This window comes from Methylobacterium sp. OAE515 (assembly GCF_041806315.1).
Lineage (GTDB): Bacteria > Pseudomonadota > Alphaproteobacteria > Rhizobiales > Beijerinckiaceae > Methylobacterium > Methylobacterium tardum.
Genome location: NZ_JBGMUV010000002.1, coordinates 191,149 through 213,270, shown reverse-complemented (window position 1 = coordinate 213,270; position 22,122 = coordinate 191,149). Strand labels below are relative to the sequence as shown.

General features: G+C 60.5%; 18 protein-coding genes, 3 pseudogenes and 1 other annotated feature. Of the genes and pseudogenes, 14 read left to right on the top strand and 7 right to left on the bottom strand.

Translation table 11 applies throughout. The features are described 5' to 3' along the window. Positions 1-3 precede the first annotated feature (3 nt). Positions 4-549 (top strand): ParA family protein, encoded by a 546-nt coding sequence (locus ABIE45_RS31255; RefSeq protein ID WP_192711624.1) that lies wholly within the window; start codon positions 4-6, stop codon positions 547-549. 15 nt (positions 550-564) lie between these two features. On the opposite strand, the gene ABIE45_RS31250 is transcribed toward ABIE45_RS31255, so the two are convergent. Continuing rightward, the gene (locus ABIE45_RS31250) at positions 565-1,377 is read right to left on the bottom strand and encodes an IS5 family transposase (RefSeq protein WP_192711632.1); all 813 of its coding nucleotides are present in this window, start codon (positions 1,375-1,377) and stop codon (positions 565-567) included. 228 nt (positions 1,378-1,605) lie between these two features. Here ABIE45_RS31250 and ABIE45_RS31245 point away from each other — a divergent pair, with 228 nt between their 5' ends. Together ABIE45_RS31245 and ABIE45_RS31240 are read left to right on the top strand one after the other, a co-directional pair. Next, complete coding sequence (locus tag ABIE45_RS31245; RefSeq protein WP_192711623.1) at positions 1,606-1,974, top strand: stability/partitioning determinant; 369 nt, start codon at positions 1,606-1,608, stop codon at positions 1,972-1,974. Positions 1,975-2,524: 550 nt separating this feature from the next. After that, positions 2,525-3,753, top strand: a protein-coding gene (locus tag ABIE45_RS31240) for an IS3 family transposase (protein ID WP_192711622.1) whose coding sequence is annotated in 2 segments (ribosomal slippage) — positions 2,525-2,813 and positions 2,813-3,753 — 1,230 coding nt in all. Because the reading frame shifts where the segments join, the coding sequence is not laid out codon by codon here. Continuing rightward, positions 2,806-2,922: a sequence feature (AL1L pseudoknot), on the top strand. It overlaps the preceding gene by 117 nt. On the opposite strand, the gene ABIE45_RS31235 is transcribed toward ABIE45_RS31240, so the two are convergent. Continuing rightward, positions 3,717-3,992 (bottom strand): hypothetical protein, encoded by a 276-nt coding sequence (locus ABIE45_RS31235; RefSeq protein ID WP_192711621.1) that lies wholly within the window; start codon positions 3,990-3,992, stop codon positions 3,717-3,719. The two genes, ABIE45_RS31240 and ABIE45_RS31235, sit on opposite strands and share 37 nt — an antisense overlap. A 46-nt stretch (positions 3,993-4,038) precedes the next feature. Here ABIE45_RS31235 and ABIE45_RS31230 point away from each other — a divergent pair, with 46 nt between their 5' ends. The 8 genes and pseudogenes from ABIE45_RS31230 to ABIE45_RS31195 form a co-directional block, all read left to right on the top strand. Continuing rightward, the gene (locus ABIE45_RS31230; protein ID WP_192711620.1) at positions 4,039-5,376 is read left to right on the top strand and encodes a HEAT repeat domain-containing protein; all 1,338 of its coding nucleotides are present in this window, start codon (positions 4,039-4,041) and stop codon (positions 5,374-5,376) included. Further along, entirely contained in the window at positions 5,373-6,164 is a 792-nt protein-coding gene (locus ABIE45_RS31225; RefSeq protein WP_373622935.1) for a hypothetical protein, read from the top strand. The genes ABIE45_RS31230 and ABIE45_RS31225 overlap by 4 nt, the downstream gene beginning before the upstream one ends. After that, positions 6,157-7,080 carry a hypothetical protein gene (locus ABIE45_RS31220; RefSeq protein WP_373622934.1) on the top strand — a complete coding sequence of 308 codons (924 nt, stop codon included), beginning with the start codon at positions 6,157-6,159 and terminating at the stop codon, positions 7,078-7,080. Before ABIE45_RS31225 ends, ABIE45_RS31220 begins: the two co-directional genes overlap by 8 nt. A gap of 116 nt (positions 7,081-7,196) precedes the next feature. Further along, positions 7,197-7,634, top strand: a complete 438-nt coding sequence (locus ABIE45_RS31215) for a hypothetical protein (RefSeq protein WP_192711619.1) — start codon at positions 7,197-7,199, stop codon at positions 7,632-7,634. Between the two features lie 245 nt (positions 7,635-7,879). Continuing rightward, positions 7,880-8,362 (top strand): hypothetical protein, encoded by a 483-nt coding sequence (locus tag ABIE45_RS31210; protein ID WP_192711618.1) that lies wholly within the window; start codon positions 7,880-7,882, stop codon positions 8,360-8,362. A 215-nt stretch (positions 8,363-8,577) separates the two neighbouring features. Next, positions 8,578-8,838 (top strand): annotated as a pseudogene (locus tag ABIE45_RS31205) (transposase); the annotation flags it as partial. A gap of 62 nt (positions 8,839-8,900) precedes the next feature. Further along, positions 8,901-10,084 (top strand): IS3 family transposase gene (locus ABIE45_RS31200; protein ID WP_373622916.1). Its coding sequence is split into 2 segments (ribosomal slippage): positions 8,901-9,198 and positions 9,198-10,084, totalling 1,185 coding nucleotides; the frame shifts between segments, so codons are not numbered across the junction. Positions 10,085-10,129: 45 nt separating this feature from the next. Beyond that, positions 10,130-11,022, top strand: a pseudogene (locus ABIE45_RS31195) (IS3 family transposase); the annotation flags it as partial. 181 nt (positions 11,023-11,203) lie between these two features. Here ABIE45_RS31195 and ABIE45_RS31190 read toward each other — a convergent pair. Both ABIE45_RS31190 and ABIE45_RS31185 read right to left on the bottom strand, forming a co-directional pair. Continuing rightward, positions 11,204-11,671, bottom strand: a complete 468-nt coding sequence (locus ABIE45_RS31190) for a hypothetical protein (protein WP_210332098.1) — start codon at positions 11,669-11,671, stop codon at positions 11,204-11,206. Positions 11,672-11,773: 102 nt separating this feature from the next. After that, positions 11,774-12,355, bottom strand: coding sequence for a recombinase family protein (locus ABIE45_RS31185; protein ID WP_192711641.1), 582 nt, complete (start codon positions 12,353-12,355; stop codon positions 11,774-11,776). Positions 12,356-12,883: 528 nt separating this feature from the next. Here ABIE45_RS31185 and ABIE45_RS31180 point away from each other — a divergent pair. The 3 genes and pseudogenes from ABIE45_RS31180 to ABIE45_RS31170 form a co-directional block, all read left to right on the top strand. After that, entirely contained in the window at positions 12,884-13,411 is a 528-nt protein-coding gene (locus ABIE45_RS31180) for a DUF3291 domain-containing protein (RefSeq protein ID WP_192711640.1), read from the top strand. A gap of 235 nt (positions 13,412-13,646) precedes the next feature. After that, positions 13,647-14,399 (top strand): IS6 family transposase, encoded by a 753-nt coding sequence (locus ABIE45_RS31175; RefSeq protein ID WP_192711639.1) that lies wholly within the window; start codon positions 13,647-13,649, stop codon positions 14,397-14,399. Between the two features lie 241 nt (positions 14,400-14,640). Then, positions 14,641-15,814, top strand: a pseudogene (locus tag ABIE45_RS31170) (IS701 family transposase); the annotation flags it as partial. A gap of 543 nt (positions 15,815-16,357) precedes the next feature. Here ABIE45_RS31170 and ABIE45_RS31165 read toward each other — a convergent pair. The 3 genes from ABIE45_RS31165 to ABIE45_RS31155 form a co-directional block, all read right to left on the bottom strand. Beyond that, positions 16,358-17,665 carry an MFS transporter gene (locus ABIE45_RS31165; protein WP_192711638.1) on the bottom strand — a complete coding sequence of 436 codons (1,308 nt, stop codon included), beginning with the start codon at positions 17,663-17,665 and terminating at the stop codon, positions 16,358-16,360. 156 nt (positions 17,666-17,821) lie between these two features. Then, positions 17,822-20,605: a molybdopterin-dependent oxidoreductase gene (locus ABIE45_RS31160; RefSeq protein WP_373622933.1), complete on the bottom strand. Its 2,784-nt coding sequence runs from the start codon at positions 20,603-20,605 to the stop codon at positions 17,822-17,824. After that, on the bottom strand, positions 20,605-21,444 hold the full coding sequence (locus tag ABIE45_RS31155; RefSeq protein WP_192711637.1) for an FAD binding domain-containing protein: 840 nt from the start codon (positions 21,442-21,444) through the stop codon (positions 20,605-20,607). The genes ABIE45_RS31160 and ABIE45_RS31155 overlap by 1 nt, the downstream gene beginning before the upstream one ends. Positions 21,445-22,122: the final 678 nt, after the last annotated feature.

The window sequence follows — 22,122 nt, the reverse complement described above, 5'->3', positions numbered from 1 at the left end:
TTCGTGAGCTATGCTGCCTGTCCGGTCAAAACGGGGTGCGGTTCAGCTGCCTGCATCCTCGCAGGCATGCTGGCGGAGCAGGGGGCGACCGTCACCATCATCGACGCCGATCCCAATCAGTTCGTTCAGGAGTGGGCGCAGCTGCCGGGTCTGCCCGCCAGCCTTCAGGTTGTGGGCGGCGCGACGGAAGAGACAATCATGGATAAAATTGAGGAGGCGGCCAGCATCACCGCATTCGTGATCGTAGATCTGGAGGGCTTAGCTAGCCTCATGGTCAGCCACGCAATTTCGATGTCTGATCTAGTAGTAATCCCCGTGCAGGGCTCGCAGTTCGATGCCTCGCAGGCTGCTCGTCAGATTGGGCTTATAAAGCGCACGGAGAAGCGCGGGGGGAAGGCCATTCCCTACACGGTGTTGATCTCACGCACGAACCCCGCGATCATGCCCCACACCCTCAAGCATATCTTGCAGAGCTTTGACGAGCGCGCGATCCCGGTACTGAAAACCCGTTTGTGCGACCGCGAGGCCTATAGGGCCATGTTCTCTTAGAGTCCGTCCGAGAAGTCAGGTTGATCGGGCGAGGCGTCGGACGAGGATCATGACGGCTGCGGCGTAGAGGAAGGCTCGTGCGGAGGCGAGTGTCGCTTCCGGATCCTTCCAGAGGCGTCGGTTGCGGCTGATCCAGGCGAAGAACCTCTCAACGACCCACCGGCGTGGATGAACAGCAAAGCCAACCTGATCCGGCGGCTTGCGCACGATGTCGACGGCGATGTTCGTCGCGCTCGCTGGCTTGTCGCCGGCATAGCCGGCGTCGGCGAAGGCCTTGGCGATGAACGGGAAGGTCCGGCGCGACAGGCGCAGGACCGGAACGGCTCCGTCCCGGTCCTGTACGTCGGCAGGCTGCGGATCGAGGACGAGCGCACGCCCGTCCGTGTCGACCAGCGCCTGGCGCTTGCGGCCTTTGACCTTCTTGCCAGCGTCGTAGCCGCGCGGCCCGCCGCTATCCATCGTTTTGACGGTCTGGCTGTCGAGCACTGCTGCAGACGGCGAGGCTTCCCGTCCGACACGCTCGCGATCAGCCATGACGAGGTGGTGGTTGATCCGGCAGAACAAGCCGGTGTCGCGCCAGCGGCTGAAGTAGCCGAACGTCGTCGAACGCGGCGGCAGATCCTTGGGGATCAACCGCCAGGAGATCCCACCTCTCAGAACGCAGAAGATGGCGTTCAGGACCTTCCGTGTCGTCCAGAGCGGAGGCCGACCACAGGGCGCCGGCCTCGGCATCAGTGGCGCGATCACCGCCCACTCGGCGTCGGTCAGGTCGGTTTCATAGCGAAGGCCCGTGCGGCTATGCTGCCGCCGGGTGGTCGGGGTCCACATGGCGCTTCCAAGGTCAGGCTTCAGCACCCGCCTGGAATCATCGCCATCCCGGCCACTCAACCCCGCCTCAGACCCTTATCGGACGGGCTCTTATGGTGGCACGCTGCAGGGCCTAGCAAGTAAGGGAGTCGCCAACACGACCGTAGCAATCAACAACGCGGCGGAGTTTGCCGCGGAGGTGGTGCAGTGCCTGCGCGACAGGCGCGAGCAGGCCAAGGAGGTTGCTTGATGCCCAGCCAGACCAAGCCGGAACGCACCGATCCGCTCGGAAAGCTCGACCTCGGCGGACTGGACGACTTCAGGCCCACACCGCGCGCAGCCCAGCAGCCAAAGCCGCCAGTCGAGGCAATCCGTGCCGTCTCTGAAGCGGAGGGCTTCCCCAGCCGTCAGTCCGCCCCACGCGAAAAGGTGAAGGCGACACCGGCCAAGGTCGAACAGCGCCGCTACCGCACCGGCCGCAACAAACAGCTCAGCCTCAAGGTGACGGAAGAGACCGCCCAACGCTTCACTCGCCTCGCCGACGAGCAGCGTTTGGTGCTCGGCGAGCTGCTTGAAAGGGCACTGGATGCTTATGAGGAGATCCGCAAGAAGGGGTGATCTCGCCAAAACCTGTTGGGCATCAAATAGCAAGCTAAAAGAAACCAGACAGCTTTCAGAAAGCCGTCGGTTCGTCACTCTTCGCATAAGGGCAGGTTACGGAGTGGCCCAGAGCGCCCTGGGCAGGCCTCCTTCCAAGTCGTCGATGCGGCAGAGGTCTATCACCTGGACAGGTAGATTTCCGCCAGTCCGCTTTCAGGCGGCAACAAGAGCGGACGTTGCCGCGCCCGCCCACGTGTCCAAGCAGACATCATTCGACACTGATCATACCCGCCCGATAGCACACGGTGATCGTTCGAGAACCGTGCCGGTCGAACAGTGTCCACGCCGGATCGCCCTCCGCCGTCATGAACGACGCCACGCGCAGGTCGCCTCCCAGCTATAGCACCACCTCCGGTGGGCGGCCGAACGTCGAGAGATCTTCGACCGTTCGGCCGGCGAGACGGGCAAAGGCCGGGGGCCACAGATCCTCGTCACTCCAACTGCCGCAGGCGATCGACTGAACCGCCCCGGGTTTTCAGGAGGCTCCAACTCTTGAGAGACTGGAGCCATGACGAAGCATACCCCACCCTTCTCCCCCGAGGTCCGCGAGCGCGCGGTCCGGCTGGTGCGGGAGCACGAGAGCGAGCACGGCTCGCAATGGTCTGCGATCCAGTCGATTGCCGCCAAGATCGGCTGCTCGGGTGAGACGCTGCGCAACTGGATCCGGCAGGCCGAGCGGAACCGAGGTGTGCGGCCCGGCCCCACGAGCGAAGAGCGCGAGCGGATCAAGGTGCTGGAGTGGGAGGTTCGCGAACTGCGGCAGGCCAATGAGATCCTGAGGAAGGCATCGGCGTATTTTGCCCAGGCGGAGCTCGACCGCCGGTTCAAGCCGTGATCGCCTTCATCGACGATCACCGCGCGCTCTACGGGGTCGAGCCGATCTGCAGGGTGCTGCCGATCGCCCCGTCGACGTACCACGCCCATGCCGCGCGGCGGCTCGATTCCGGAAGGCTGCCGGCTCGGGCCAAGCGGGACGCAACGCTCGCGGCCGAGATCCGGCGTGTGCACGCGGCCAATTTCGGCGTCTACGGGGTCCGGAAAGTCTGGCGGCAGCTCGCCCGCGAGGGGATCGCAGTGGCACGCTGCACGGTAGCCCGACTGATGCGAGCGATGGGCTTGGCCGGCGTCGTCCGGGGGCGCAGGGTCCGTACGACCGCTCCCGATCCGGCGGCGGCTTGCCCGCTCGATCGGGTCAATCGGCAGTTCAAGGCCGAATGCCCGAACCGGCTATGGGTCGCGGATTTTACCTACGTCGCCACATGGGGCGGATTCGTCTACGTGGCCTTCGTGATCGACGTGTTCGCCCGCAGGATCGTGGGCTGGCGCGTGTCCCGATCGGCCCGGGCGGACTTTGTGCTCGATGCTCTGGAGCAGGCCCTGCACGAGCGCCACCCCTCCGCCGGCAGCGGCTTGGTCTGCCATTCCGACCGAGGGTCGCAATACGTGAGTATCCGGTACACCGAGCGCCTCGCCGAGGCGGGCATCGAGCCCTCCGTCGGCAGCGTCGGCGACAGCTACGATAATGCCCTCGCCGAGACGGTGATCGGCTTGTTCAAAGCGGAGGTGATCCATCGGCGCGGGCCGTGGCGCTCGTTCGAGGCTGTCGAGTACGCCACCCTCGAATGGGTCGACTGGTTCAACTACCGTCGGCTGCTCGAACCGATCGGTAACGTGCCTCCCGCCGAGGCAGAAGCGCGCTACTATGCCCAGGCCGAGGTCCAAGCCTTGGCCGCTTGACCCAAACCAAACGGCCTCCGGAAAACTCGGGGCGGTTCAGACCGCCCGTCCTCAATCCGCCAACTCCACTCGACCATCAGGCCGATCTCTCCCCTCGGCTCGCCGGGGTAGCCGTTGCGGCGCGTCGTCGGCGTGAGTGCGCCAAGCTCGATGAATAGCACCGAGCCGTGCCCGCGCCAGACATGCGCGATGGTCAGCCCACAAGCCGCCGCGCGGAAATGCTCGATCCAGTCGGTCATATTGGCCTACCATCGCACGGGTCGTGCGCACATGGAGGCTCAGCCTGTGAGGCAGACGGAGATCGACGACCCAGACGCGCTGTTCGCGCGCGCCGTCGCTACCCTCGACAAAGTGGACACGTCCGCGGTCGGCGAGCCGCACGACGAACCGGCCTCAGACGCTATCGGCAAGCTCCAGCGCACCGGCAGCCGAGCGGTGCTCGAAATGTGCGCGGCGCGCTGCGCCAGCCCTGACCCGCGCGAACGGCGGGTGGCCGCGGCCGTGCTCGGCCAGTTGGGGATGCGCGATCGGCAGGCGAGCACCGTGTTTCGCGAGGAGCACTTCCGGGCTCTGCACACCTTGCTCTTGGCCGAAGTCACTGGTCCGTTCGACACGCGCGTGCTGGCCGCCGCCTGCATCGCGCTCGGTCACCTGCACGACCCGCGCGTCATCTCGTCCGTCGCCGCGCTGCGTGCGCATCCGGAGCCGGACGTGCGCTTCGCAGTCGCGCTTAGCTTGTCAGGCTACGATAGCGACGAGGCGGTCACTACCCTCATGGCGCTGTCGGCTGACGCCGAGGCGCAGGTGCGAGACTGGGCAACGTTCGGCCTGGCTCAGCAGATCGACCGCGACACCCCCGCCATCCGCGCCGCACTCGCCGCACGCCTAACCGATCCCGACCCTGATACTCGCCAAGAGGCGTTCACTGGCCTCGCCGCGCGCGGCGAAGTGATGATGGTGCAGCGCTTCAGCATACTGCCCGAACTAACGGTCGAGGCGTCCTTTCTCCGCCCGTCGCAGATTGGCAGCGAGCTGTGGTGCTGCGAGTACCGGCTGCGCTGGCCCGACTTTGAAGCGCGGTTGCGGGCCTACGGGCTCGATGGGTTGCGGGCGCTTCTACTGGCGATGGCTCTTGCTGATCGAACCGTGCGCGCCGAAGCAGCGATCAGGAGGGACAGCGAACTGTTGCCGTCGCAGACAACTGCCTCCACCTGGATCGACTGGCCCGCTGCAGATGCTCTGCACCTCGGTCAGACCGGCGCTGACCATCTCCGCGCTCAGCTCCTGGACCGACCGGATCGCGACGATCTGCTGGACCGCATCGTCCTGGCCGAGTGCGGGCCGCGGTTCCTGAAGGTGGCGCGCGTCGCCCAGGCAGCCCTGGAGGCGATCGGCCACAGGTCGCGATCAGTGCGCTTACATGGCGATATGGGCGATGGCGGCCCGGACGCCCTTCTTGAGGCTGTCCTCGCGTGCCTCGCGAGGCTCGTTGTGCTCGGTGTTCTGGAGGTTCGCGGGGACCCGGCCCTGCCAAGGTATAGCGAGGTCCGGCTTCTGCTCGCCGAGCGCGGCGCGTCCCCTATCCGCGTCGGACCGGACGGTACGAGGATTGCCACGCCATGATCGTCGAGCGCCACGTCAGCCCGGACAGCGTGCTGACCTTCGTCGTCGAGCGTCTTGATGACGGTGTGATCCTGCTCGGGTTCGAGGGAGGCGAGTGGCACACTTACCCGAGCCTGCTGGACCGCGAAGACGGGGCCACCGACGAGGCCGCCATGATGGCGTACATCGGCCGTCTGCTGCGCGGTGTCGCCGTCGTCGGGGTCCGGCGCAAGGGCGGCGCGATCGTGGACGCCCGGATCATGGATCACCCCGCATTCGAGGTGGAGGCGCTCGCCGAGGGGGAGACGCTGGAGATGCGCCACTGGGACGGCCGCCCATGGTCGCCTACCTGGGCACAAGGGGACGCGAACATCTACGCCGAGGTGCCGGGCGGCCCCGAACTCGTCAGGCATTTCGGGCGGGTGCCGAGCTTCCACGACGGCGAGATCCTCGGCCTGCGCCTCGACCGCGACGGCCCGAGCACGCTGCGCGTCCACGGTTGGATCAACACGGGTGGGGTCGGGCTAGACGGCGCACTCGCGCTCAAACGCCACGCCGTCGTGACCTTCACCCTGCGCGGCGTCATGGACCTGCGCCTCGACGGCTTCAGCCGTCAGAACATCATCGGCGGCCTGATCCTGCGTCGTGCGCTCGATCGGCCGGAGCGACGATACCACCTCGCGCTCGACCCCGCCCCGGAAGACATCGAGATCGAACTCGTGCCCTGCTATGGGCTCGACGGGCTGATCCGCGCCCGCTCGGTCGCGATCACCTTCGAGGCCGGCGGGCCGGGCGGGCGCGATGCTTGACGCGGCCGACGATGACGGGCTGGCGTTGCACGTCGGGCGCGTGCTGCGCAGCGTGTGGGACCCGGTCGGCCTGGGCCCTCGCGGACCGGCGGACGAGTACGATGCCTACGTGCCCGATCTCATAGCCCTGACGCGCAACACCGCCGTGTTCGAGGACGAGCTCGTCGCGCACCTCGAACAGATCGAGGTCGAGATGATGCGTCTGTCGCTCCCTCCAGCCAAGCGGACGCGGGCTGCCCGCGCTCTCCTCGGCCTGCGCGATGCGCACCTGCGTCGGGCCGGCAGGCTTGTCGAGCAATGGTGCAGTCCGGATGGCCTGCGCTGCGCCTGGGTCTTGGAGACCCCCGGCGGTCTGTACACCTATGGGGAGGGCATTCTTCGACATGAGGACGACGAGAATGGCCCGTGGTCGCGGTGGGATGATGCGGGCCAGGGCCAATCCGGACTGTTCGATACGACTGAAGCCGCTGGCCGGGAGGCGCACTCCGTGATTGCCTGGCTGCGCGAGAGTGATCTCGCGGCCTCCGCGTCTGTCGCCCTGCCGTGGGATGCAATCGTCGGTTGGCGCACGCCGGAGCCGCAGGAGCAGGCTGTGCTCGACCGGCTGCTCGCCATCGACTTTCCAGGCCGGGATGGGCTCGCCGAGCAGGTTCGGACCGCCTTGGTTCGCCGAATCGACGACGAGGGCAGCCTGCGGTTCCAGGTTGAGGGCGCACCCGCCGCGGTCACTGGGCGTGTCCCGGTCGAAGGCCGCTACCGGGACGGCGCCGACCCAGGTGGGCCGGGAGTCAACCTCCTGCTGCACGTCGTCGGCGGCCGGCTGCACGAGTTGGAGGTGTTCAAGGACGATGGCGCGCACATCCTCATCGATCCGTTCAAGGTACCGCTGTGCCGGATCGCGGTGTCTACGAATTGAGGTCCGTTTCTACCCCAAGCGGCCATCCCACTTTCGACCCTGGACCGCCATCCTGCATTCAACCCGTTGCAGAGCCTAGCCTATCGCATGATGCTCGATCAAAGTGATGAGGGGCTATGAGGTCGGATCGTCGCGATGCCGAAGACGACAGCGAGCCGCAAATTGCATTTTTCGCTATGACGCTTTACGGCTTGCTTGCAAGCCTCTCAGTCTCGGTGTCTCCAATGCCAGCCAAAGCGGGGACATTTGAAAGTATAAATTATCCGGCCATCGTCAGAAAAGGAAATATATGCGATACGTTAGATCTGAATTTTGTTGATATAAAATACCCAGGAATTTCTGGAAATGTCATAAAATATTTGGAACCGGATTACATTTCCGGAGAACATTTCAACAATGACGATTGGGTCCTAATAGATACAGGGATGGGTCGATTTTATGCACATGTAGGAGACGTGAGATTGCTTGCAAGATTTGGCTGCGAAATGTCGATTGCAAGTTATTCTGCTGGTCAGGTCTGCCCCCGGAGGCGCACACCATCCCCAAGACCATAGGATTTGGGCATCGAGGTCAGAGGGAGCAGGTTCAGATGTTGCCCCCTAATCATCCGCGCCTGCAAGATCAGACAAGCTCGAAGAGGATACTCGCAAGATCCGAGAGGGGGCGCTAACATGTCAGCATCGGCGATGCCGGTCGCCTGAGGTACTTCGCAGAAATCCCCGCCGCCGCTAAGAGCTATGCTCGTGTTGCCGAGCCAGTCTGGGCTTTTCCGGTGCTGACAGGGGCGGTAGATGCCCTGATGCCTGTCCTGACCGACCGTCAAAGGATCGAACTCGCAGTTCCCGCCTACCTCCTCTACGCCCTCACGGGGGCGCCGGACGTGTTCGTTCCAGCTGATCCGGACCTCGTCGCGAGAGCCGAGGCGGATATCGCTGAACTGCGCGCCAACCTACGGACTGCCTGCCTGGAGCCGTTTGCGGACCTGCCGCCTTCCAAAAGGCAGGCGCTCATACGCCGCCTTGAGCGCCTCAAGCGGGTCGTGATCGTAGACTGGCACGAGCGTCCGGCACTGAACCTCATGCTGATGCTCTGGTGCTTCCTCAAGGATCTCACCGATCGTGAGGTTCTGATCTTGTGGGAGGGCTCGGCGATGGATCAGGCGACGCGGAAACTAATGCCGATGTGTGAGCATGGCTTTGAGGAGCAAGAGGACGGAGTTGCAGCCCAGGAGCAGGCACGTGCGCTGCTCAGGCGCCTCCAGGCGGAGGGACTATACCGCTGATCTCTAGCACGCACTCGCAGCCGCAGCCGTTTCCGACCCATGCCGGGCATACGGAGAGACGTAAGGGCTTCCCGAAAGCAGCCCTGACTGACGTTGACCCAGCCGTGATCGTGGGGCTGAAGAAACTCAGCGAGTGGGGCTGAAGGCAGTGACCTGACCGGCTGGTCTTGGACCGGGCTGATTGAGAGGATCAGCCTGGACCAGAGGAGTTGGGGATGAAGCGAGGACAGAGGCCGAGCGCGGAACAGGTCGTGCTGATGCTGCGCCAGATCGAGGTGCAGACGGCACAAGGCAAAAGCATCGCAGTCGCCTGCAAAGAAGCGGACGTCTCCGAGCAGAGTGACTCACGCTGGCGTAAGGAGTACGGCGGCCTGAAGGTTGATCAGGCTAAGAAGATGAAAGATCTGGAGCGCGAGAACGCTCGGCTTCGTCGGCTTGTGGCTGATCTATCGTCAGAGAAGCAGGTCCTGGCGGACTGATCCTCCCTCGGCTTCGCGGACACCTCTGATACGCTCATGCTGAGTGGGGAAGGTGTCGGATGGCGAAGACGAGACGAGAGTTCACGCCCGAGTTCAAACGCGAAGCGGTCGCCCTTCTGGAGAGCAGCGGCCGGCCGCAGATGCAGGTCGCGGCCGAGCTCGGGATCCAGCCCTCGATGCTGAGGCAGTGGCGCGCCACGCTGAACGGGGCCTCACCCGGGCCGCGGTCTGCTGGATCGACGGGCGCCTCGCCACCAAGCCCGATCGCATCGCCGTCCGATCAGGCCGCCGAGATCGCCCGGCTGCGGCGTGAGCTCGACCGCACGCGCATGGAGCGCGACGTGCTAAAAAAAGCCATCGGCATCTTCGCGGAGATGCCCAAGTGACCTTCGCCTTCATCGAGCAGCATGCGCGGACCTGGCCGGTGCGTCTCATGTGCCGCGTGCTCGGAGTCTCACCCAGCGGCTTCTACGGCTGGCGGTCGCGGCCTGAGAGCGCCCGCTCGGCCTCCAACCGCCAGCTCCTGGACGACGTCCAGCGCATCCATGCCGCCCATCATCGGCGCTACGGTGCGCCGCGCGTGCATGCCGCCCTGCGGGCCGAGGGCCGGACTGTCAGCCGCGGGCGGGTGGAGCGCCTCATGCGCCAACACGGCATTCGTGCGCTGGCGGGGCGTCGGTTCCGGCCCTGCACGACCGACAGCCGCCACGATCTCCCGATCGCCCCAAACCTCCTGAAGCAGGACTTCTCGGCCGCGCGGCCAAATACGGTCTGGTTGGCCGACATCACCTACCTGCCAACCGGCGAGGGCTGGCTGTACCTGGCCGCCGTCCTCGATCTGGCCACGCGCAAGATCGTCGGCTGGTCGATGCGCGATCATATGCGGGCCGAGCTGAGCGTGGCTGCGCTGATGATGGCCGCCCAGCGGCAGCGGCCGGCCGCTGGGTTGATCTGCCACTCGGATCGCGGCAGCCAGTACGCGGCCGAGGCCTACCGGAAGCAGCTCGCCGGTATGGGGGCGAAGCCGTCGATGAGCCGCACAGCTTGCTGCTACGACAACGCCCCGATGGAGAGCTTCTTCCACACGCTCAAGGTCGAGCTCGTCCATCAGCGACGATGGGCGACCCGGGATGAAGCGCGGCGCGATCTGTTCGCTTACATCGAGGGCTACTACAATCGGCAACGCATCCATTCGGCACTCGGCTATCTCACGCCCGAGCAGGCCGAACGGACCGCGAGCTAATCTCCCCGTGTCCGCGAAATCAGGGGAGGATCAGGACGTCGCCTCGGGAAACTTGTAGCCCCCGAGCGACGCCGGCACGCGGTCGACGGCATTCGGGAGAAGTACGGCCTCTCGGAACGTCACGCCTGCCGGATCGTCGGCCAGCACCGCGGCACGCAGCGCACCGTGCCCACCGTGCCGGCCGACGAGGATGGGCTGACCCGAGCCATCGTTGCCTTGGCCTCCGAGTATGGGCGCTATGGCTACCGACGCGTCACCGCGCTGCTGCAGACAGACGGCTGGCGGTTGGGCAAGGACCGGGTTCAGCGGATCTGGCGTCGCGAGGGGCTGAAGGTCCCCAGCCGACATAAACCCCGCAGCCGCCTATGGCTGAACGACGGCTCGTGCGTGCGGCTGCGGCCACTCCACCGCAACCACGTCTGGAGCTTCGACTTCGTGCAGGCCCAGACGCACGACGGCCGGAGCCTGCGCATCCTGACGCTGATCGATGAGCACAGCCGGGCGTGCCTCGCCTTGAAGGTGGCGCAGCGCATCAACAGCCTGGGTGTGATCGAGGCCCTAGCAGAGGCGATGTGCCTGCACGGCATCCCGGAGAATATCCGCTGCGACAACGGCCCTGAACCGAAGGACCACGCAGCGAAATGATCTCGAAGGCGCTGCGCAAGTGGGTCACTAAGGCCGGCTCGCAGATCCAGTACATCGCACCCGGCTCGCCGTGGGAGAACGGGTACTGTGAGAGCTTCAACGGCAAGCTGCGCGACGAGTGCCTGAGGCAGGAGATCTTCTACTCACTCAAGGAGGCACAGATCGTGGTCGGCCTCTGGCAGAACACGTACAACCGCGTCCGGCCGCATTCGTCGCTGGGCTACCGACCACCCGCGCCTGTCAGCTTCCCGGATCTGGCCTTCCGGCTACCCATGGGCGCAACCATGCAGTAACCTCGCAACTGGCCCGGTCCAAAATACCGGTCAGGTCAGTTTCCACCCATAGCCGCCATCGCGCCCGCCTCGGATCCGGTTGCTCGTAGCTCATGCATCCGGTGCAACGGCGGGGTCGGTCCAATAGGGCTTGCTCTAACGGAACGGTAGCGGCTGGAACGGTCACGCTCCGGGTCGACCATCAGGTGCCGGTTTGCGTGAATAGCTCGAGCTGACCAGGCACGACGCGACCACGTGAGCGCGGTGCCGAGCCAGAGGCCTTCGCTCGCAGTATCGGCAGAACAGGCAGGGCGACGCCCGGCTTGCCGTACAGCACCGCCCCGACAATCCGGCACCCATCGCCGCGGTGGAACACGTTCACCGTATGCGGCCCCGCCCGCAGGATCTCCTGCATCAGCGGCTCGTCGAGGCTAAGGTCGGACAAGGTCGCGAGCAGGCAGGTAAGGCCCGCCACCTCCACGGCAAACGACTGGAACTCCACGGCCCGCTGTCGCCAGACCTGAGAGACGGTGCCGACGCTGGTTTCCGGAAATGGGTTCGGCGCCGGCTGCGTTGCGGCCTGGTCGACGAAGGCGGCGATCAAATGCCGATCGGCGATGTGGTCGGCGGCAAGCAAGGAGGCGGTGAGCTGACGGGGGCTGATCGGCATGGTGCTCCGGCTATCAGGCTTAGGGTCAGGCAGAGGCGCCTGCGGGCTGCCAGCTGACCCTGTCAGCAGAAGCAGGATGGCGGGCTCCGACAGGCCGGGTGCTCAGCTCTTTGCGGCCACGCTGTTGGAACGGGCACGGGGGAAGTAGCTGTAGAAGGTGTCACGATTGACGCCGAGCCGCTTGGCGATCTCAGCGACGCTGATCGTGCCGGCCGCCAGCATCGCCCGGGCCGCCTCCAGGTCCGCCTCCTTCAGCTTCCTGGGCCGGCCGCCTTTGCGACCGCGGGCGAGCGCGGCCTTCAGGCCTTCCATCGTGCGCTCGCGGTTGAGGTCGAGGAAGTACTCGGCCATGGCGCCATGCATCTGCAGGGCGAAGCGGCCGTGGGCGGTGGCAGAGTCGAACTGCTCGGTGAGGGAGCGGAAGTGCACCTCCTTCACGCGCAGGCCATCGATGGTGCGCATCATCTCCACCAGCGAGCGGCCGAGGCGGTCGAGCTTCCAGACGACGAGCACGTCCTCTGGGCGGAGGAAGGCGAGCGCCGCCTCGAAGGCGGGGCGCTTGGTGCCGGCCTTGCCGGACTTCTTTTCCTCGAACAGGCGCTCACAACCAGCCTTGGTCAGCGCGTCGCGCTGGAGGTCGAGGTTCTGGTCCTGGGTTGAGACGCGGGCATATCCGACGAGCATGTCCGGACAGTGCCAAAAGTAGGTTTTATCGGCAATAGAAAAGCCGACACATTTCTCCGACAAAAACGAGGCTGTTTTAGCCCACGCGTCGGAGCATCCTCGGCGCTGTCGGGAAACCGATTGATTTCCAGACATACAGCGCGATAGGACGAACGTCCGAGAAGGGTGGGAAACGGCCGGTCCGCTTCCGGGCGGCCAAGGCATCGAAGCGGACACGGCCGTGGGGACCGCTCTCGACCCATTTCGGGCATCTCGAAGATCGCGTGAGCTTCTCACAAGCGGACATATGGAAATTGCTGCTGGAAATCGGCGCGAGCGGCAATCAGCTTCAGGTGTGCGGCTCATAACGATAGGGTCGCCTACATGATCTAGCCGAAATTCAAAGGTGCGACTGCGATCCCATTTCGATTGTAACGCGAATGGTCGTTCGCCGAAATAGATCGGCAACGTAGTTGGCACAGTGTTGGCCTGAAGCATTTGATGCACAGAAGCTGCGCTGATGCTGGGCCACTTAGAATTAAATGAGCTATGGCAAAATTGGCGTTATATACCTTTGGTGTCTTGAGGGACCTATATCATTCGGATGCGCTGAGGGATTTTTCGGGATCTGTATCTTCGATCTTAGCGACCCTAGCAGTGTCTGAAGGATTTATTGCTCACGCAGGTCAGGCGCGGCCTGACCTGCGTGGAGCAGCAGAGGTTGGAGAAGATTATGGCCCCTGGGGCCCCTATACGACACCACGCTTCTTTGATCAGGCGAGGAGAACAAGCGGCGCCAGCATAATCCAGACACTATCACTTTGGCGGGATCTAAAATCGGCTCACAGTTTTTCCTACGGCGGATTACATCGTGCGGCTCTGAAGCGTCGATCAGAGTGGTTCGAGCACTCACAGTGGCCGGGTTACGTGCTTTGGTGGGTTTCAGAAGAGGCCTTTCCGACTTGGTCTGAAGGCGTTCGTCTGCTGGAAACGTTAGCAGACGAAGGTTCTACCGCATCCGGTTTTGATTTCGCGCACTTATACGACAGGGAAGGTCGTCCGCAAGCCAAGATCTGATCGTTGCATTGGAACAAGGTATAATTCATTTTGATGTAGCCTCAAAAAACAAAGTTGGCGTTCTGGGCTCTCGCGATTTGGCTTGATCAGGCCAAGGCTGCAATGTCAGCTTCGAAGCCCTCCCACCCGGGAGCGGACCGTCTCAAAACGGGCCTGTCGCAAACGCGATCGCGCCGGTGTTTACCCTGCATTGACTATATGACCCGCAAGGCGCCTCCCGTTTCGGAGGCTGCCCATGATCCTGTCCACGATCGCCGCCAAGCTGAAGCAGCGCGCCAAGGCTGACTTCCAGGGCTGGCACTTCGAGGCAACGCTCATCGTCCAAGCGGTCTCCTGGTACCTGCGCTACCCGCTGAGCTACCGCGACATCGAGGAGCTGTTCCTGGAACGTGGCTTGGAGGTCGACCACTCCACCATCAACCGGTGGGTGCTGGCCTACGCGCCGTTGATCGAGAAGCGGCTACGCCAATTCCGCAAGCCGCACAGCGGCTCGATCCGCATCGACGAGACTTACATCAAGGTCCGCGGCGCGTGGCGGTATCTGTATCGGGCCATCGACAAGCACGGCGAGGCGGTCGACTTCCAGCTCACCGCCCAGCGCGATCTCGACGCCGCCAAGCGGTTCTTTCGCAAGGTGCTCTCGGCCGAGCCGCTGCTCGCCCCAGATCGGATCGGCACGGATGGCGCCGGTCCCTACCCATCGGCCATCGCCCAGAGCCGCGAGGCAGGTCTGCTACCCCGCACGCCGGTGCACCACGTCACCAAGCACCTGCTGCAGGGCATCGAGAGCGACCACTTCCGGGTGAAGCGGGCAATGCCAAGGGTGGGTGGCTTCCGCTCGTTCCACACGGCGCGCCGCACGATCTGCGGCTTCGAAGCGATGCTCTGGCTGCGCAAGGGCTTCGGCTTCTCAGGCACGTGGACCGTGTGCGAGCAGAACCGGCTGCTCGGGGTCTGCTTCGGACTTCAAAAGGTTAACGAAATCTGAAGCCGAGACGTTCCTCGCTTGTCGTGCGGCCTACGGCACGGCTTGCGACAGGCCCCCCTTGAGCACCCCGGCAATCTGCTGCTCAAGCAACATGCTGCCGCTCCCGGTCAAACGGCCAGGATGTAGAACGATAGCGGATGTCGGTCCGTCCAACTTGGGCCTGGACCGACTGCCATTCACTATTAGCATTACAGTTGCAGAGTGACGCTCCTATCTGAGAGGTTTCGGATCGGAGAGCGCGATGTCCTCAGCCTCGCTCGAGTCCACGCTGGAGCTCTGGTCCATGACGCTGCGGCAGGCCAAGCAGCGCATCCGCCCGCTGTTTGCCGCCCCGAGTGTCGCTGCCTCGGCCAACGCCTTCTTGGACGGCCTGCTCGGCGGTGAGCGGCGCAAGACCGGCTGGATGCGCGCCGAGGCTGCCGGAGACCCGGGTCCCTGGCGCCAGCAGGCCATCCTCGGTCGCACGCACTGGGATGCGGAAGCGCTGCGCGACGTGGTGCGCGACGAGGTCGTCGAGACGCTCGCCTCACCCGACGCGGTTCTCGTGGTCGACGAGACCGGTTTTCTCAAACAGGGCAAAGCCTCGTGCGGTGTGGGCCGGCAGTACACGGGCTCAGCCGGCAAGATCACCAACTGCCAGATCGGAGTGTTTGCCGCCTACGTCTCGGCTCAAGGCCACGCCTTCATCGATCGCCGCCTGTACCTACCCAAGGCCTGGACCGGGGATCCGGCCCGAAGGCAAGCGGCGCATGTGCCCGAGGCGATCACGTTTGCCACCAAGCCGCAGCTGGCGCTGGCCATGATCGAGCGGGCCATCCAGGCAGAGGTGCCGTTTGCCTGGGTGGCGGCCGACAGCATCTACGGCGTGGGTGAGATCGAGATGGCGCTGCGGCGGGCCTATAAGGGCTACGTGCTCGGCGTCACCGGTCAGCATCGCTTCTGGTCCTGGGACGCAAACCTCGACGTTGCGGGCACCGCCGCGGACATCGCTAAGAGCATCCCCGACCAGAACTGGCTGCGCCTCTCGGCTGGAGCCGGCAGCAAGGGAGCGCGCCTGTTCGACTGGGCCTATCTGCCGCTGGCCACACTCCGGGCCGACGCGCTCGACGCCGCGCTCGACCAGAGCTTGTGGACGCGCGGCCTGCTGGTGCGGCGCAGCCTGTCGGACGGGGCGCTCGCGTACTTCACCACCGGGTGCCCGGCCGGCACGCTGGTCGAGAAGCTGGCGATGGTGGAAGGCCGGCGCTCTCGCGATCGAGGACGCGTACGAGACCGCCAAGACGGAACTCGGATTGGCCCACAACGAGAGCCGCTCGTGGCACGGCTGGCACCGGCATGTCAGCTTGGTGATGCTGGCCTTCGCGATGCTGGCGCGGGTGCGCCGGCTGGCCAACGGGCCGCCCCCAAAACGACGCTCATCGCCAAGCTCGCAGGTGCCGTGGTCCATTCAGGAGATCCAACGGGTGGCGATGCGGCTGGCGCAGCGCCGCATTGAGCCCGCCTTCGTGCTCGCCTGGTCAGCTTGGCGGCGCGCCCACCAAGCTGCCGCTCAACAAGCGCATCGCAGAAGTAGAATGCAACAGTGATGCTAAGCGCGTCGCCCTGATCGCCGCCGCTCAAAAGCTGATCACGATCACAATGTCATTCTGAGGGCCGGAACGCTATGGCAAACCGATCGACCGACAAGACAGACGCTCAATCCAATCGGTCCAAGTACCGATCCGGTCATTGAAGCTTAGCTCGTCCGCAACTTTGGAACGCAGCAGAGCGTCATGCAGCAAGATCTCACAAAGGAATTTTGCCTCATGCGGATCGTTGAAGGCAGCGCACCTGCGTGACAGATCGCAAAACAATCGCCCTCGATCAGGTTTATCCAATATGTCCTAGGCTAACAAGACAATCATGATCTGTCATTTAGATGCAGACCAGCTAGTAAAAAACTACCGGACTATTGCCTTTCATCTATTCGCAGGTTTCGACGGAAAAGCAAAAACAAGGCCGGCACTCAAGAAAAGGCAGCCCGCGAACAACCAGATAGCGGCGCTGCTACTGCCTGTCCACTGAAGGGCTAAACCAATCAGTGAGCTACCGATCAATCCCGCTATGTTCGCAACGGAGCAAGCTACTGCGAAGCCAGAGGCCGCTGCGGCGCCTCGAAGAAAGGTGGACGGTAAGCTAAATACCACCGGGACTGCTCCCGTGATCAGAGCGGAGGCAACGCTAAAAGTTATCACAAGCATCACGACATTGCCTGCGAAAAAAGTGCTCAATAATAAAGCAAAGCCGCCAAACATGAAAGGAATGATGATATGCCACCTACGTTCTTCCATATAGTCGGAGCTACTTCCGATGATGATCATCCCCGCTAATGTGGCGACGCTCGGAATAGCGACGAGAAGGCCGATCTCAACGGGACTCACGACACCGGCATTTCGGATGAACGTGGGCAGCCAGAAAGCGATTGCGTAAGTGCATAACAGCAGGGAAAAATCTACGCCGCCAAGCATCCAAACTCTTAAATCAAGGATGCCATCGAAAATATTCGACTTCATCGATTCCAGTTCTTCCTTGTCCGACTGCAACGACCGAGAAAGAAGAAGCTTTTCATCATCTGTAAGCCATGCCGCAACGTGCGGTGAATCGGGAAGAACGACGACGACGGCTATGCCAAGAATTAGTGTCGGAACACCTTCCAGAAGGAATAGCCACTGCCAGCCGTGAAGTCCGCCGAAATTATGAAAATGCTCGATGATCCAACCGGATAGCGGTCCGCCGACGATACTTGAGAGGGGAACACCGATCATGAACAAGCTGAATGCTCGCGATCTCCAGTTCGAAGGGAACCATCCAGTGAGGTAGAAGAGAATTCCAGGAAGGAAGCCCGCCTCGGCGGCGCCAAGCAAAACACGCACTGCATAAAACTGCCATTTGTCTGTTACAAAAGCTGTCGCACCCGAAAGAAAGCCCCAACTAATCATTATCCTCGCAATCCAGATCTTCGCTCCTAGACGTTCAAGAAGGACGTTGCTGGGAACTTCGATCAAGATGTAGCCAATAAAAAAGAGCCCCGCGCCCAAGCCGTAGGCCTCCTCGCTCAGGTTGAGATCCGAGGACATTTGCAACTTAGCGAAGCCGATGTTGATCCTGTCCAGGTAGGCAAATAGATAGCATATCCCTAGAAATGGTATCAATCGCCATAATATCCGGTAGTATAAAATCGTTTCTTTGCGAGAGAAACTCGAATAGGTTTTTGATCCCGTCTTCACTAAAGCGTTCCTCTTTCAGCTAATGAGCCGCATTGTACGATTTTGCCGCCTTCGACGGTCCAATCATCTAGCCGGCTGCGACAGCCGCATCTCTGAGGGGAGACGTATGGTATTCAAGTCGATGACAGTACAGGTCCGCTCGGATATCGCGTTGCTCTAAAATTCCTGAAATTTCTCATCGCACTTCAAAATGTTGGCCTTGATATTATTTCGTAAAAAGGCTGGAGAGACTGGAAGCTCAGTCACCCTCACACCTGTCGCATCGCGTATGGCATTGAGGATCGCCGGAGCGGTTGGTATGAGCGCCGGCTCGCCGACACCTTTCGCACCGACCGAACTTAATGGCTCCCTATCCTCGACGATATAAACGTCGATAGGCGGCACGTCCTCAATGGTAGGTATGAGGTAGTCAGCAAAGCTCTCCGTTTCTCCCGGAATGAATTTTTCCATCAGTGCCATGCCTAGACCCTGCGCTACGCCTCCGTGGATTTGACCTTCAACCATCATAGGATTTACCGCTCGTCCAACGTCTGCCGCAGCTGCGATGTGCACAACATTCGTGGTGCCGAGATCAAGGTCTACCTCAACAACAGCGATCTGCGCCGAAAAGCTATAGGTTGCATAAGGATCGCCTTTCCCGTTGTCGTCCAGCGGAGTTGTTGGTGGATCAAATGTGCCTTCTCCTAGAAGGACGTCGCCATTTGAATTTACGCGCGGCAATTGCGAGAGATCGATCAAGTGCATGACGTCGTCGTCTTCAATAATTATCTTTTTATTTTTAATCATGAAGGCAGACGAATTACTTGCATTCACTAGACGAAATACTTGTCTAAGCAGATCCTCGGCCGCCAGAGAAACTGCAGTCCCAGAAATGAACGTTTGTCGCGAAGCAGATGTTTTTCCGGCATCTGCGGTCAAGTCAGTGTCTCCCGTTACCAATCGGATTGATGAAAGAGGAAGATGAAGTGCGTCTGCGCAGATCTGAGAAAGAACAGTATTCGAGCCTTGTCCGATCTCTAATGCCCCGCTATACAATGTTACCTCACCCGCATCGTTAACGCCAATACGCATTGTGGACGGATTAGATTGAGCGGTATTCCCAATCCCATACCAACCGCATGCGATTCCAATCCCTCGACGATGGCGAACGTTCTCGCTGTTGAAAATCTTCACCTCAGATGTTGATTTTTCCCAAAATGAACGTAATACGTCGAGACACGAACGAATGCCAACACTAGCCGTCAACGTCTGCCCCGTTGAGGTTTGGCACCCCGCTTCGAGAACATTTCGATATCGAAATTCGAAGGGACAAAGATTCAGCTGGAGTGCTAATTCATCCATTGCGGACTCTAGAGCGACTGCTGCTTGTGGTACGCCGAATCCGCGGAAGGCACCAGCAGGTGTATCGTTCGTGTAAACCGCCCGGGCTGTACAATCCACGACTGGAACGCGATATGGACCCATTGCGTGAATCGGAACGCGTCCGGCGACTGTAGGTCCCCATGACGCGTAGGCACCGGTGTTAAAGTCGCCAAAGAATTTTACTGCAGTAAGTATACCATTCCGCGTCGATCCTACAGAAACTTCCATTTTAGCTGGGTGACGCTTAGTGGTTGACGTAAATGTCTCTTTTCTAGTGTACGTGCATCGCACTGGTCGATTTAGACGCCATGCGGCTACTGCAATCATCGGTTGAACAGATAGATCGACCTTCCCACCAAAGCCGCCGCCTACAGCACTTGGAATGATCCTGATTTTCTCGGGAGGAAGTCCCATTATTAAAGCGATCTCATCTCGATCCATATACGGACTTTGTGTCGTCGCAAAGATTTCAAGACGATCTTGTCTCCTAACCGCAAATCCGGCTTCTGTCTCAAGATAAGCATGCTCGACGAAGGAGGTCGTAAATAGATTCGAATATCGTTCCTCGGAAGTAGCCAGTGCCTCGTCCACGTTACCGGTCGAAACGCAACCTTCCACCAGTATATTGTTTGGAGAATTTGAATGGAGTTGCGGCATGTCGGGCGAAATACCAGCTTCTACGCCGTGAATCGCGGTAAGTTCGATCCAGGATATTGGAATTTCGGTATCTTTGATGCGCGCGATTGTAGCTTCGTCTCCCACAATTGCGCAGATGGCTTCCCCGCGAAAGCGAACATAGCCGTCGGCGAAAACAGGTTGATCTTTTCCTGTCGGATATACTCCAAACGCATTTTGTCCCGGGATGTCGGCTGCCGTTAAAACAAGGCTTAGGCCGGGATAGCGTTTGTAGAGACCAGACAAATCGTCGATGGTGAAACGGGCGTGATGATAAGTTGACCGAATGGCTCTTAAGAACAAACCGCCGCTCGGGTGCACATCGGCCGCGTATAATTCACTTCCCGAAATTTTTCGGATCCCATCGACGTTAGGGCTTCGTGACCCCACGTTAACTGCGCAGCTTTTTTGGTCCGATTGTGCCGGAGAGGAGCCGTTAAGCGACTGAATTGCTTCGATAATTTTTCTGTAGCCCGTACACCTGCACAATACGCCACTTAGAGCGCCGCGAATTTGTTGCTCAGTCGGCCGAGAACACCGGTTCAGCAAATCTTGAGCGGCAATGAGCATGCCGGGCGTACAAAATCCGCACTGGACAGCTCCGTAATCATGAAATGCTTGTTGTAGTCTGGTTAGGATAACTTTATCCCCAGCGTAATTATTTAATCCCTCGACTGTCACAATTTCACCTTCGGCGGCTTGGCCGAGACACATGAGACACGAATAAACTGTATTTCCATTAAAAGATATCGTACATGCGCCACATTGACCGTCGCCGCACCCAATCTTGGTACCAATCAAGCCAAGTTCGTCTCTAAGCGCGTCGGTTAGGCGCTTCTCAGGAGGACAATTGAAGGTCACAGACTCGCCATTTACGACGAACGAGATTGAATGGTCCATCATTATAGACTCGTGAGCAATCGGGTCAGGAGGGTCTTAAGAACACCATTTTGTTCTCGTGGCATTTGCGGGTACTTCCTGTCAGACTTGACAAGATCGAAATCAAATTTCATCAATTGCTCTCTGATTTGTGTGCCAATACGGAGACCGCGGATGCTGTCTTCTAATTTATTTAATCTAAATGGTTGCGATCCAATGCCGCCAATTGCAATGCGGGCTGAGTGAACGATTGAATTCGGTTGGAATTCTAGAACTGCGGCGGCGTTGATTAGCGACTGGCTGAAGGACTTACGTAGTGCAAAACGCATAAATCCGCTGCGCGTTGGATGAGTAGGATCGGGAATGATTAGCGCAGTGACTAACTCAGTCGCACGTCTCGTGGTTCTACCTTCTCCTTTCAGAAAATCCACAACGGTTACGGTCCGGGTCTCTTCACTTGATTGTAGTTCGACAAGGGTATTTAGTGTGAGATGGTTCGGAGTACCGTCTGCAGCTGCGGAGGCTTCGCAGAGATTGCCGATTACCGTTCCCCTATTTCTGATCTGTGGACTGCCGACCCGTTCCGCCGCGCTTTTCAATCCATACATATGCTGAGGTAGGTGCCTGGCTGCGAGCACATCCGACCATGTCGTCAACATCGGGATTCGCCATCCCTGCGAGGTTCTAGTGATCAAACGGGAATCTAGCAGACCGCTTATGTCAACCAGTTGTTTATTTTCAATATGCCCGATTCTTCCAGCATTGATGGCTGTACCTCCGGCCACAACTTTAGTTTGAGTGCAAGACATTAGATCCAATGCAGCAGCTATGCTTTTGGGCCGATGATAGGTGGATGCCTTCATGATTTGGGTTCCTGGATCGATATATACTCGGGTGGAGCTTTGTGAATACGATCTAAAGCAATTTATGCCGGTTCCGGATATATGGAGAACCGTTCTATCGCGCGGAGATCAATACAGATCAACTTTCTTCTAAATCATCCAGTCAAGTTTGCTCTCGGTCGGACCAGAGAGGTTTAGCGTCCGATATAAGCATGCAAAGCATTCAGGAGAGGCTTGGTATTGAAGGGGGGCTCATTGGACAATGTTCTTGACTCTCAAAAAGTGGGTCTGATTCTATTTTTGATCGTTGCGACTGCTCTATAGTAGGGAATCGACACACTCTGAGCTGTCGGTTGGTGCTAAAGCATTTGAGGCTGCGAAATTTAGGTCGTGACATAACTTTGCATGATGCTGGGTAGCAGCATTTAGGCAGCATTCCCGCCACGTGGACTTCGTCACCTGAACTGTTCTCTGATAATCTGTGGCGACGATTGTGAAATCTAGTCCGCATGATGAACATTGGGTGTGGATAAATTTCACTCTCGCGCGTCCTTTTCGAGATTTTTTTGTCGGAGCGGATTAGATTTCTCTATCCACGCAGGTTGCCGTATTATCGGCATTAGAGTTGGACGAGGTTTTTGTTTCCTTTTCAGCTACATCGTTCACTCATCCGTATTATTTTTTCGAGTCTTTAGTTGG

Bases quoted from the DNA above. Each gene is read 5' to 3' on its own strand.
- ABIE45_RS31250 (WP_192711632.1), bottom strand. From the start codon at position 1,377: ATGTGGACCCCGACCACCCGGCGGCAGCATAGCCGCACGGGCCTTCGC.
- ABIE45_RS31245 (WP_192711623.1), top strand. From the start codon at position 1,606: ATGCCCAGCCAGACCAAGCCGGAACGCACCGATCCGCTCGGAAAGCTC.
- ABIE45_RS31235 (WP_192711621.1), bottom strand. From the start codon at position 3,992: ATGACCGACTGGATCGAGCATTTCCGCGCGGCGGCTTGTGGGCTGACC.
- ABIE45_RS31225 (WP_373622935.1), top strand. From the start codon at position 5,373: ATGATCGTCGAGCGCCACGTCAGCCCGGACAGCGTGCTGACCTTCGTC.
- ABIE45_RS31220 (WP_373622934.1), top strand. From the start codon at position 6,157: ATGCTTGACGCGGCCGACGATGACGGGCTGGCGTTGCACGTCGGGCGC.
- ABIE45_RS31215 (WP_192711619.1), top strand. From the start codon at position 7,197: ATGAGGTCGGATCGTCGCGATGCCGAAGACGACAGCGAGCCGCAAATT.
- ABIE45_RS31210 (WP_192711618.1), top strand. From the start codon at position 7,880: ATGCCTGTCCTGACCGACCGTCAAAGGATCGAACTCGCAGTTCCCGCC.
- ABIE45_RS31190 (WP_210332098.1), bottom strand. From the start codon at position 11,671: ATGCCGATCAGCCCCCGTCAGCTCACCGCCTCCTTGCTTGCCGCCGAC.
- ABIE45_RS31185 (WP_192711641.1), bottom strand. From the start codon at position 12,355: ATGCTCGTCGGATATGCCCGCGTCTCAACCCAGGACCAGAACCTCGAC.
- ABIE45_RS31180 (WP_192711640.1), top strand. From the start codon at position 12,884: ATGGCAAAATTGGCGTTATATACCTTTGGTGTCTTGAGGGACCTATAT.
- ABIE45_RS31175 (WP_192711639.1), top strand. From the start codon at position 13,647: ATGATCCTGTCCACGATCGCCGCCAAGCTGAAGCAGCGCGCCAAGGCT.
- ABIE45_RS31160 (WP_373622933.1), bottom strand. From the start codon at position 20,605: ATGATGGACCATTCAATCTCGTTCGTCGTAAATGGCGAGTCTGTGACC.
- ABIE45_RS31155 (WP_192711637.1), bottom strand. From the start codon at position 21,444: ATGAAGGCATCCACCTATCATCGGCCCAAAAGCATAGCTGCTGCATTG.